Source organism: Methanobrevibacter sp., from assembly GCF_045603845.1.
Classification (GTDB): domain Archaea; phylum Methanobacteriota; class Methanobacteria; order Methanobacteriales; family Methanobacteriaceae; genus Methanocatella.
The window spans coordinates 1-11,824 of sequence record NZ_JAZUMY010000073.1; the positions used below are offsets into that span (position 1 = coordinate 1).

Annotated in this window: 9 protein-coding genes and 2 pseudogenes; 9 read left to right on the forward strand and 2 right to left on the reverse strand. The window is 37.1% G+C overall.

The window, feature by feature from the left end; translation table 11 throughout:
* Positions 1–307 precede the first annotated feature (307 nt).
* A complete protein-coding gene (hmdC, locus tag ACKI2W_RS07215) occupies positions 308–1,804 on the reverse strand; it encodes a 5,10-methenyltetrahydromethanopterin hydrogenase cofactor biosynthesis protein HmdC (RefSeq protein ID WP_407380679.1) in 1,497 nt (498 codons plus the stop codon).
* Positions 1,805–2,210: 406 nt separating this feature from the next.
* On the opposite strand from hmdC, the pseudogene hmd reads away from it, so the two are divergent.
* The 8 genes and pseudogenes from hmd to ACKI2W_RS07255 form a co-directional block, all read left to right on the forward strand.
* Positions 2,211–3,224 (forward strand): annotated as a pseudogene (gene hmd / locus ACKI2W_RS07220) (5,10-methenyltetrahydromethanopterin hydrogenase).
* A 120-nt stretch (positions 3,225–3,344) separates the two neighbouring features.
* The gene (hmdB, locus tag ACKI2W_RS07225; protein WP_407380681.1) at positions 3,345–4,343 is read left to right on the forward strand and encodes a 5,10-methenyltetrahydromethanopterin hydrogenase cofactor biosynthesis protein HmdB; all 999 of its coding nucleotides are present in this window, start codon (positions 3,345–3,347) and stop codon (positions 4,341–4,343) included.
* Between the two features lie 24 nt (positions 4,344–4,367).
* Positions 4,368–4,850, forward strand: a complete 483-nt coding sequence (locus ACKI2W_RS07230; protein WP_407380683.1) for a DUF3236 domain-containing protein — start codon at positions 4,368–4,370, stop codon at positions 4,848–4,850.
* On the forward strand, positions 4,851–5,642 hold the full coding sequence (locus tag ACKI2W_RS07235; RefSeq protein ID WP_407380685.1) for an SAM-dependent methyltransferase HcgC family protein: 792 nt from the start codon (positions 4,851–4,853) through the stop codon (positions 5,640–5,642).
* Complete coding sequence (locus ACKI2W_RS07240) at positions 5,639–6,337, forward strand: Nif3-like dinuclear metal center hexameric protein (protein ID WP_407380687.1); 699 nt, start codon at positions 5,639–5,641, stop codon at positions 6,335–6,337. Before ACKI2W_RS07235 ends, ACKI2W_RS07240 begins: the two co-directional genes overlap by 4 nt.
* Positions 6,338–6,341: 4 nt before the next feature.
* Positions 6,342–7,007 (forward strand): hypothetical protein, encoded by a 666-nt coding sequence (locus ACKI2W_RS07245; RefSeq protein WP_407380689.1) that lies wholly within the window; start codon positions 6,342–6,344, stop codon positions 7,005–7,007.
* Positions 6,985–7,545, forward strand: coding sequence for a UPF0254 family protein (locus tag ACKI2W_RS07250; protein WP_407380691.1), 561 nt, complete (start codon positions 6,985–6,987; stop codon positions 7,543–7,545). The genes ACKI2W_RS07245 and ACKI2W_RS07250 overlap by 23 nt, the downstream gene beginning before the upstream one ends.
* Positions 7,546–7,589: 44 nt before the next feature.
* A pseudogene (locus ACKI2W_RS07255) lies at positions 7,590–10,043 on the forward strand (excinuclease ABC subunit UvrA); the annotation flags it as partial.
* A gap of 137 nt (positions 10,044–10,180) precedes the next feature.
* On the opposite strand, the gene xerA reads toward ACKI2W_RS07255, so the two are convergent.
* A complete protein-coding gene (xerA, locus tag ACKI2W_RS07260) occupies positions 10,181–11,176 on the reverse strand; it encodes a site-specific tyrosine recombinase/integron integrase (protein WP_407380693.1) in 996 nt (331 codons plus the stop codon).
* Between the two features lie 127 nt (positions 11,177–11,303).
* On the opposite strand from xerA, the gene ACKI2W_RS07265 reads away from it, so the two are divergent.
* The coding region (locus tag ACKI2W_RS07265; protein WP_407380695.1) for a restriction endonuclease subunit S at positions 11,304–11,824 on the forward strand (521 nt) is incomplete at its 3' end.

Sequence of the window (11,824 nt, forward strand, 5' to 3'; positions counted from 1 at the left end):
ATTCTTACAATCAATTATTAACAATTTTATGTCTTTGATTTTAAGTAATGTTCTGTTATTGTCCTTCATTATGGCCAGGTATTAATTAACCATAATATGAAAAATCTTTAAAATTTAAAAATAATAAATAAATTCTTTTAAAATCCATAAATAAATATGATTTGGAAGTTATTTTAAAAAATATATGATTTGATTAAATTTTTCTTAAATACGTTTGGAAAAATAAGAAATGAAAAGTAATACTTTTTTTAAAAATAATACTATTAATAGATTACTTTTTTCTAAAAAAATATTACTATAAACTGATCTAAACTATTGTCAATGCATTCGGAACTTTTTTGAGAATGTTTTCTTTTACAGGAATCATTGTTGATGAAGCGATTGAAAAGTCCGCATTGTCTGCTGCAGTCTTGTCATCTTTTTCGGCGATAATTGTTGAATTCAATGCATTTTGCAGGTTATCGACACTGTTTTTCAATACCCATTCATCGACATCTGAAATGATAATCTCATCAACGTATTTGTCCAGTTCATTAGCTATTACCCATGAGATAAAGCGTCCTCCATGCAGGGAAATCGTGCTTCCCTCTGCAAGGCTTACAATCTCATCTAGAGTATGTTTAAGTTCAATGTTTTGATACATTCTTGAATGAACAAGGGTTGCCCAGTGTGCATCGCCTATGTGGTAAGCTCCGATTTTTCTCGGGTAGATGTAGCCTGGTCCTGCAATCTTAACTGCTGTTGCTATTGCCAGCAAATCGTGTTTCTGTGCTGGAAGTCCACGGTTTGGGAATTCTTCATTAATGATTTGCATGATTCTTGGAAGGCCGAATTTACCTCTTCTGGCGGTTCCAGGCTCATATCCGCACATGTATCCGTGATGATTTTTCGGAAAGCCTGTTATCACCATATTCAGCCCTGATCTCAATCCGGCTCTCACTTCGTGTTCATATGCACCGTTGGTTGCAACAACTTTTCCTGGTGACAGTATTCTTGCGGTGGCTATTGTTTTTGCAAAGGCTTCCGTAGTATTTTCGCATCTGTTGAACGGACCTCCTTCAACTACAATGACGTCAGCTCCAATTTCAATGGACTTTTCAAAACCTGTGATTACCTCATCATATCCGTCACCAACAAACATTATTGATTCCAGGCCTCTTCCGTATTTTTTAGCTAAATTTGCAATGTCTTCGGCTTCTCTTAATGGTGCTGCATGACCGTCGCCGGTCTGTTCTGATGTGACATTGACTGCAACGGAAGATGATAATTTGATCCATTCCTCCTTATCGTCCTTTTCTGAAAGTTCCTTGTCTATAAGTCTTTCATGGATTCTTCCTCTAGGACATTCGGTAAATGCAGGGCCTTTGTTATAGCATTCCCCGCCGCATCCGCTGATGTTTTTCGGAAGTCTCATTGCTCCGTTTTCACCGAAGTGGTCCAAATCAAGAGGCACGTCAACGATTTCATGCACCTTTTTCATCACTTCAACTCCGCGCATTCCAAATTTCTCACCAATGTCTGAAAAGGCATATGCGCAGATGTGAATAGGTGCTCCTATCGTATCCGCCAGTCTGCAGTTTCCCAAAAGATCCATAAGTTCCAAATCAGAGGCACAGGTTCCCGCAACCACTTCGGTCAAATCACATCCCAGGGGAAATCTCTTAAACTGCATTCCCAGTTTCATTGTCTCTTCCAGTGAGAGCTCGGAAATTGCATCAACAACAGATGTCACGTCTTTATCCATTTTTGATATTTCAATTGCAGCATCATCGTCATGAACTGCATCCTTTATTAAATCATACATGAAAAATTCTCCAGAAATTAAATTAACTTATATATTTTTCAGTGAAATCTTTAATAAATATCTTTCGTTTTAGGTTTACCTAAATTAGATTTTTATATTGTTTTATCATAAATAAAAAGTAATACTAGTATTACTAAAAAAGGAAAATTAATAGTTAAAATAATACTAAAATGAGCGCAATGTAAAGATTTAAATAGTATCACTTTTTAAATTAAATATATTACTACATGGCATAAACTACCATATTTTTGTAATAAAAAAGCAATTATATTTATTTACCATGTAGTAAAATTTTTTTAAATAAATTTATTTAAAAAAAGTAAATCCAAATTATGGAGACAAAAAGATGGTTCTTTCTAAATTAAAAGAAAGATTCTTAAAAGATGATGGTAAAGGAGATAAAAAAATGAAAGTAGCAATTTTAGGTGCAGGATGTTATAGAACACACGCTGCAAGTGGAATTACCAACTTCTCAAGAGCTGTAGAAGTTGCAGAAGCAACAGGAAAAGAAAACATTTCCATGACTCACTCAACCATTGAAATGGGTGCAGAATTATAAGAATTAGCTGGTGTAGATGAAGTAGTTGTATCTGACCCAGTATTTGATGGAGACTTCACTGTTGTAGATGATTTCGATTATGCAGAAGTAATTGCAGCTCACAAAGCAGGAAACCCTGAAGAAGTAATGCCTGCAATCAGAGAAAAAGTTGCAGAATTAGCTGAAACTGTACCAAAACCAGAAAAAGGTGCAATTCACTTCACTCACCCTGAAGACTTAGGCATGAAATGTATCAATGATGACCGTGAAGCTGTTGCTGACGCTGACTGGGTTATGACCTGGTTACCTGAAGGAGGTATGCAACCTGCTATCATCGAAAAATTCGCTGATGCTATTAAACCTGGCGCTATCGTAACTCACGCATGTACCATTCCTACTACAGGATTAAACAAAATCTTCGAAGACTTAGGAACCGATGTCAACGTAGCTTCCTACCACCCAGGTGCAGTACCTGAAATGAAAGGACAGGTTTACATCGCTGAAGGTTTCGCAGACCAAGCTTCCATTGACACTTTAATGGACTTAGGTCAAAAAGCAAGAGGATCTGCATTCACATTACCTGCTAACATGGTAGGTCCTGTATGTGACATGTGTTCCGCAGTAACTGCTATTACCTACGCAGGTATCTTAGCTTACAGAGACACCGTTACCCAAATCTTAGGTGCACCTGCTGGATTTGCACAAATGATGGCTAACGAAGCTTTAACCCAAGTAACCGCATTGATGCAAAATGAAGGTATCGACAAAATGGACGATGCTTTAAACCCTGCTGCATTATTAGGTACTGCAGATTCAATGAACTTCGGTTCTCTCGCAGAAATTGTACCTACAGTATTGGATTACTTAGGAAAAGACGAATAAACACAATAAGTTACGATTGTTGATTTTTATCAACAATTCTTTTAACTTATTTTTTAATTGTTAGTGAAATAGCCATTAAAAAATAAGTTAATCATTAATAAATCGGAGTAAGGTGTTAAATTGATTGATGATATTTTAAATAAAGCAAAACAGGGTCAAGAGTTAAGTGATGATGAATTTTTAGAATTGTTAAACATTGAAAATGACGAAGATTTGGAAAAACTGTTCAAGACAGCATGCGAGATAAGAGATAATCAGTCAAAAGTCATTAAGTTGACTTCAACAGTTCACCTTACAAACAAATGCCAGATTCAGCCTAGATGTGAATATTGCGGATTTGCCGAAGAAACCTCTGAAAAGGGATACTACAATGCATTCTACAAGTCCAATGATGAAATTCTGGCTGCGGTAAAATCCATTGAGGAAGCACATATTCCCCGAGTAAGCTGTTCCGGAGGCTATGGATACAAGGGAAAACAGGCAGTAAACGCCTGTAGAATAGTCAAAGGACAGTCCGATTTGGAAATTCTTGTCAACGTCGGAGGAGACCTGACCGAAAAGTCAGTGCGTGAACTGGCAGAGCTCGGCGCCGATACCATCTGCTGCAATTTGGAGACAATTAACGAGGAAATATTCTATCAAAGAAAACCCGGTGACTCACTTGATCAGAGGATACTGACCTGTGAAAGGATAAGCGATGCGGGCATTGCATTGTCTTCAGGTCTGCTTTTAGGTCTTGGTGAAAGCAAGGAGGATAGGATAAGGCATCTTAGATACTTGTCCAATTTCAAGACATTGAATGAAATTCCAATAATGGGATTCAATCCTTATGAGGGCACGCCGATGGAAAATCATCCTGCGTTTCCGCTTAAAGAACAGCTGAAAATGGTTGCCGTTACAAGAATAATGTATCCTGAAATTACAATTACAATGCCGACACCGACAGTCGGTCCTGAAAATGTGGAATTTTCACTTAAGGCAGGTGCAAACAACCTGGCAACAGTAATAGCCGACAATTATCCTCATGAAGTTAAAGGTGTGGGATCTCCCGAATACGGAAACTACAATGAAGTTGTAAATGTCATTGAAAAACTGGATTTGATACCTCAAACTATTTAATCTCTTTTTTTAAGATATGATAATATGGCATTTGAAAGGATGATAAGGAATGCATTTGAGCAGTCCGAAAACAACGGCAGGTTCGGAGACACTCCCGAAGAAATTGCAGAAATTCAGGACTATATAAGAAATGCTGAAAGGATATGCATACCAAATAAGAATGGAATCAAGGTTGAAGTTTTAAACGATGTTTTAAGTTCATACGGACTTCCTGAAGCTGAAATACTTCAGATTAACACCAACACTGCAGATACCAGCAGAATTCCTGCACTTGCAAAGGCATACATTGCCCTTGACCAGAGTGACGCCGATTTGATAATAGCCAGAGGACGCCTGGGAATTCCCGGTTCAGGTTCCTTACTGATTTTCATTGACAATAAGGGAAGGATACTGACGGCCGGAATGTCACCTTCACATCTGATTCATAAAAAGACAATCGAAGAGGCAGTCTATGAGGAAGCATGTGAAGCTCTTGAAAAAATCGGATTTAAAAAAATGGAAGGCTAAATGATGAATGTTGATACTGGAATAACCTCTGAAGTGTTTACAATAAAATCTGAAATAAAACTGATTGACATTTTCAATGAAATCATTTCAAAAAAATCAGATGCCGTTTTTGAATATATTGAAAGCCTGAACATTGACCTTAATGCCAAAATCGTTGTAATCGGAACTTATTTTACTGGTGTGGGAATCGTTAAAAAACTAAGCGGAAAATATGAAAATATTTTATTGATTGACATTTATCCCCATCTTGAAGAGCTATTGCAAACCGGTTTGGGAGGAAGTCTGAAAAATGAAATCGAATTTTCATCAGACCTTGATTTGATATATTCTGGAGATGTTGTAATCGATACAACCGGATTTGGCGGAATAAGCGTTGAACAGTCATCAAAATTGGATGTTGATGCATTCATTATAGAAGATCCTGTGGCTGAAGACAATGACAAACTTCTAAAAGATAAAAATAATATTCACGAAAGATTGGATGCAGTCAACTCACAGAATAAGGCTATTTTAAAAAGCAAAGGAATCAACACCAAAACATCCGGAACAATGACGTTAACAATAGGTGTGTTAACTAACTTACTGAATAGATTTCTTGAAAGGCCAGGGGTTCTTTACTGTGCCTGTGAAATGGGCTTTTTTGAAGAGGTCATCTTCAAACAGAAGGATATCGCAAAGTTCATTGAGCTGAGTGATGTAAACGCATTCAAGGTATCTACAATAAAACCCTTTGATTTGGATGAGCTGATTAGAGAAGAGATTGACAGAATAACTTCAGAAATGATTTTATGAAACTTAAAAAAATAATTGAATTTATAAATGAGAAAATACCTCAATCATTGGCTTTAAGCTATGATAAGGTTGGATTTAAAGGTGATTATGACTTAAACCAGGACATCAAATCCGTTAAAATTTATATGGATTTGTTGCCTCGATACGATGCCGATTGTGAAAATACTTTGATAATAACGCATCACTCACCCCTGTTTGTCCCGAAAACGCCAACATATGTAATCCATTCAAACTGGGACATCATGGATGGTGGGGCTAACGATGCGCTTGCAGAAACTCTCAAACTGGAAGTCGTCGGATATTTTGACGATTCAACAAAAATCGGAAGGGTGTGCAGATCAAATCAGACATTCGCCGTTTTGAAAAGAAATATTTTGGATAACTTCACACATGTGCGAATTGTGAACAAATTGGGGGATGATGAATTCATAGAAAATGTTGGAATAGTTTCCGGTTTCGGTCTTAAAAACCCATACTATACCGAATTGGCCAGGGACAAGAATCTGGATATTCTGATTTCCGGTGATTTAACCCAGGAATGCGCAATCCTTGCCAAAAATCTGGGAGTAACTTTAATTGACCTGAATCATCATGAAAGCGAAGTTCCTGGACTCCATGCTCTTGGAGATGTCCTCAGCGAACTTGATGTTGACATAGAAATTATTGATGAAAAACCGATAGAAGAACTGAAGTGATAACATGGCAGACGAAATTCAGAAAATGGAAGATAAGCAGATTCCAAAAGGAAGAATTGACTTGATAGGATGCGGAAGATTAGGTTTAAGAATAGCAATAAACCTGATGCAGGTTCACAGAGGAGGACCTAAAGTGATAGGTGCATTCGACGGACAGAAAATTGACGGCGGAGACGTAATATTCACGCTTCTCGGTGCTGAAGTAGGTCAATCCAAGCCGGATTTTATAAAGCAGCTATGCACCCATGATGAAAAATTCAGAAATGTCATAAGCTATCCCGAATACATTGACGATGAAAATATCGGCCTGATTGAAGGAGATGTGGTAATCATAGTGATTGCAGGGGGAAATACAATCCCTGTCGCTTCAAAGATTATAAAGCATGCCCATGAAAGGGGAGCCCGGACAATCGGAACTGCAGGAATATTCGGTTTTGGCGATGAAAACATTGAAATCAAGGACATTTCAGAATATGATGATTCAAATCCTGCCGTTGAAGAGCTAAGAAAAGAAGGAATAACAGAAAATCATCTGGTTTTAACAACAAACAAGCTGATCAGGGACAATGAACCCGTAACTCCATACACTTTAGATGAAGTTGCAAAAATTATAACGATGAACGCTTTAAAATTGCTGGCAGATCAAAATGATAAAAATAGCAACCGCTGAATGCTTTACCCATGGAAAAATAGGAAGGGAACTTCATGCAATAGCCCAGAGCTATGAAGGCAATTTCGGATGCGAATATGTGGAGAACCTTCAGGATTATGGGGATTTTGATTATGGTGAGCTTAGCGTAACATGCAGTCTATTTATTCCCACAATAGAGGCTGTTGTAAAGATATTGAATGTTGAAAATCCTCCAAAGCCTGATATGCTGATTAAAGGAATTAAAGTTTATGATGAGGCCGGAGATAAAAAGGTAAGCAAAATCATGGCACAGGCAGTAAAGGATTTAAGCGATTGCGATATTGCTGTTGGAACCACTGCAGGTGTAGGCCGTGGCGCAATATCAGTTATAACAGACAAATATGAAATTACATTGACAACTGATGTTTATGCGGATTTATCTGAAAACGACAGTGAGGCACTGTTTAAAAGATCAGAAAATGGAATCGCAAAGGCACTGGAGATAACCCTTCTTCTTTTAAACAGGAGAATCGATAAAATCCGCTCTCTGGAAAATGTTGAGATTACTGAAAAATGAAAATATATTTAGGCCGAATCACCATATATTAACCTATGTACCAGGATATGATAATCATAAGGGGAGCAAGAGTCCATAACCTGAAAAATATTGATGTGGACATTCCTCTTGGAAAGATTGTAGCTGTTTCAGGCGTTTCAGGAAGTGGAAAATCATCACTGGCACTTGGAGTGCTTTATTCGGAGGGCTCACGCAGATACCTGGACGCACTTTCAACCTATACCAGACGCAGGATTTCACAGACCAGAAAGGCAAGCGTCGATTTGATACAGTACGTTCCGGCAGCCCTGGCCCTTCACCAAAGGCCGAACATTCCGAATATCCGCTCAACGTTCGGAACATCCACAGAACTTCTAAACTCTCTGAGATTATTGTATTCAAGATGCGGCAGCTATTTCTGTTCAAACGGACATATGCAGGAGCCGACCATTAACGTTGCACGTGAGATGCCGATTAAATGTCATGAATGCGGTGAGGAATTCTATGGTCTTGGCGCTGAGGAATACGCATTCAACTCCGACGGAGCATGTCCGAAATGCAGCGGAACGGGATTTATTCGCGATGTCGATGACACAAAACTGGTTTTAGATGAAACAAAAACCCTTGAAGAAGGTGCGGTTGACGCATGGAACCAGTTCGGAATATCCTGGATGTACCGTGTTGCAGGAGAGCTCGGCGTAAGAATCGATGTTCCGTTTAAGGATTTGACAGATGAGGAAAAAGATATTGTCTATAATGGTCCTGCAGTTAAAAGGTATGTGAACATTCCTTCAAAAAACGGAAAGCTCTTTGAACTCAATGCAGAGTACAGAAATGCCCACAAGGCAATTGAGGAAGCCCTGAAAAAGGCAAAAACAGAAAAAGGCCTTACAAAGATAAACAAATTTCTTGAAACTAAAATCTGCAGCGAATGTGGTGGTACAAGGCTCAACTCAAAGGCCAACCAGACACTGCTTGGAGGAATAAACATCTCCAGGGCATGTGAAATGACATTGAAGGAACTTGTATTGTGGATTCCCGATGTTATAGCTAATTTGCCTGAAGACTTAAGGGAAATGGCTGAAGCAATATCAGAGGAGTTCATGGACAATGCAAACATCCTTCTTGATTTGGGATTGAGCTACATTTCACTCGACAGGCCATCAAACACACTCTCAACAGGAGAACTTCAGCGTGTCCAGCTGGCCAAGACATTAAGAAACCATACCACAGGAGTGCTTTATGTTCTCGATGAGCCGTCAATAGGTCTTCATCCAGGCAATGTCGAAGGACTGATAAGTGTAATCAGAAGGCTTGTTGATGACGGAAATTCAATCATTCTCGTTGACCATGACACAAAAATACTCAACATTGCAGATTACATGATTGAAATGGGTCCAAAAGCTGGCTTCGACGGAGGAAACATCATAGCGGAGGGTTCTCTTGATGAAATTAAAGAAAATGATTCGTCACAGATTGCGCCGTTTCTCACCAATTCTGAAAATGTTGTAATTCGTGATAAGTCAGAAGATGTCTTTGAAAACGGATTTATCCAAATAAAAACCGGAACAATTCACAATGTCAAGCCTATGGATGTAATGATACCTAAAGGTAAATTAACAGTTGTCAGTGGAGTTTCCGGAAGCGGTAAAACGACTCTTCTTTTAGAAGCCCTTTATCCGGCAGTCAAATCAGTCATTGACGGGGAGGAGTTATCTGGTGATGTTCTGGATGTTGACTGCGAAGGCATAAAAAAGATAGAACTTATTGACAGCGTTCCAATCGGAAACAATGTGAGAAGCACAGTGGCCACCTATTCAAAGGTTCTCGATGACCTGAGACGGGAATTTGCCAAACTGAGTGATGAATATAAGATGTCTGACTTCTCATATAATACAGGATCACTGAGATGTGAAACCTGCAACGGAACCGGAAGCGTTTCAATGGACGTTCAGTTCCTTCCGGATGTCGAAATGACGTGCCCTGACTGTGAGGGCTCAAGATATGGCATGAAAGCTCAGGAAGTGACATATAACGGACTTTCCATAGCTGACATTATGGGTCTGACAGTAGACGAGGCATTGAATGAACTGTTTGAGTTTCCAAAGGTTACAAAAAAGCTTCAAAAGCTATCTGACCTGGGATTGGGTTATCTGACATTGGGTGAGGCAACACCTAGTCTCTCCGGAGGTGAAGCACAAAGGCTGAAACTGGCCTCAGAAATTGGAAAGTCCCAGAAAAATTCAGTGTTCATTTTTGATGAGCCGACCATTGGACTTCACCCGTTGGATGTCAGGCGGCTTATTAACGTCTTCGGTTATCTTATTGAAAAGGGAGCCACAGTAGTTGTAATAGAGCATGACCTGGATTTGATAGCCAATGCGGATTATATAATAGATATTGGAATTGATGATGACAATAATGGTGGGAAAATTTTGGCCTGCGGTTCTTTGGGCGATATTATTGGTTGTGAAAAGAGTCTGACAGGTAAATATTTGGCTGAAAAAGAGTTATTGTAATTTTGAATAAGGATAAATTTGATTAACAAATTTTGACACATCCTTATTCGCATAAATAAATTTGGTCTGCATCATGCAGTCCACATCTAAAAGATGTATAAACTAAATATGTTTTAATTGGTTATAAATTTATTCAATCACCCTATAAATTTCCTATGGGATATTTTAACATTATTCTGATTTACCATAGCATATTGCATTGTTGTATCAATTTGAACATGACCTAAGAGTTTTTGAACTTGCTCTATAGGCATTCCTTTATCGATTGCATTTGTTGCCATTGTCCTTCTGAATTTATGGGGATGAACCTTTTTTATCTTTGCTTCCTGACCAAGTTCTCGTATTCTTCTCTCAACTCCATTAATTCCAAGTCGTTTATATGGTTTTTTAAATGATACAAAAAGTGCGGGATTATTATCTTTGCGTGAGTCCAAATATTTTTGCAAGTGAATTTTCGTTTTTGCATCAAAGTAAACTATCCTTTCAGAGTCACCTTTGCCTAATACTACACACTCTCTTTCATTAAATATAACATCATCAATATTTAAGTTAACAAGTTCACCTACACGTATACCAGTTGATGCTAAAAGTTCAATCATTGCCAAATCTCTGATATTGTCACATTTATCTCTTAACACTTCAAAATTTTCATCGGAGAGAACCTCTTTAACAACTTTTTTGGTTTTAATTTTATGGATTCTTCTTACAGGATTTTTTAAAATGTATCCCTCATCTTCAAGCCAGCTAAAAAAACTTGAAAGCACACGTCGGATATTGTCAACAGTGGTTTTAGATGCTCCGTTAATCTTTCTGTATTCTGATAAATACATTCTTAAATCATCAGTTGTAATATAGCTAATGTTCTTTTTAACGTAATCAAACATTTTAAATAATGTGGATTTATAGTAATTGATAGTTCTTTCAGAACATCCTTCAACTTGTTTTGCAGATAAAAAACTATCTAATAATAATGAATTGTTATTAGATTCTTCTAAAGATGATGTTTTGTCTATTTTAATCACATCAATGTCTTTAAAAAAATTATTTATGGTATCTTCTAAAATATTTTGCTGATTTTCATTTAAAAATGGTTTCATTGCTTTTTTTATATTATTCATTAATTTATTCTTCATAATTATATTCTTTCAATGATTTTTAAAAAATTAATGAATGTAATTAAATCTCCGATTTAGTGGTTTCACTGATGATTGGAATGAAGTTACATTAAATGATGTTGCAACTTTTTCAAAAGGCAAAGGAATTTCAAAAAATGATATATCTGATTATGGTATTGAATGCGTGAGATATGGGGAACTATATACCAAATATGGTGAAATGATTTACCATGTTGAGTCCAAAACAAATTTAAATAAAAATGAACTTAAATTATCTGAAAAGAATGACATTTTAATACCTTGTTCTGGTGAAACTGCAATTGATTTAGCAACTGCTTCATGTATTCAAAAAGATCATGTTGCAATTGGTGGGGATATTACAGTTATTAAAACTACACAATATGCACCATTTATCACTTATTATTTAAATCAAAAGAAAACTGAAATTGCAAAATATGCTCAAGGAGTGTCAATCGTTCATTTATATCCTAAAGATTTTAAAGTTATGAATATTAGAATTCCCTCAATTAATGAACAGAAAAAGATTATTGCACTTCTTGAAGAAATTACTAAAAAAGAACAATTGTTAGAATCAAAATATCAAGAATACCAAGAATTTAAAAAGTATTTGATGCAACAGATTTTCGCACAGAAATTAAGATTTGA

What these genes read in the sequence shown, in the direction of transcription:
- hmdC (WP_407380679.1), bottom strand. Translation starts at nt 1,804, where the DNA reads ATGTATGATTTAATAAAGGATGCAGTTCATGACGATGATGCTGCAATT.
- ACKI2W_RS07230 (WP_407380683.1), top strand. Translation starts at nt 4,368, where the DNA reads ATGGCATTTGAAAGGATGATAAGGAATGCATTTGAGCAGTCCGAAAAC.
- ACKI2W_RS07235 (WP_407380685.1), top strand. Translation starts at nt 4,851, where the DNA reads ATGATGAATGTTGATACTGGAATAACCTCTGAAGTGTTTACAATAAAA.
- ACKI2W_RS07240 (WP_407380687.1), top strand. Translation starts at nt 5,639, where the DNA reads ATGAAACTTAAAAAAATAATTGAATTTATAAATGAGAAAATACCTCAA.
- ACKI2W_RS07245 (WP_407380689.1), top strand. Translation starts at nt 6,342, where the DNA reads ATGGCAGACGAAATTCAGAAAATGGAAGATAAGCAGATTCCAAAAGGA.
- ACKI2W_RS07250 (WP_407380691.1), top strand. Translation starts at nt 6,985, where the DNA reads ATGATAAAAATAGCAACCGCTGAATGCTTTACCCATGGAAAAATAGGA.
- xerA (WP_407380693.1), bottom strand. Translation starts at nt 11,176, where the DNA reads ATGAAGAATAAATTAATGAATAATATAAAAAAAGCAATGAAACCATTT.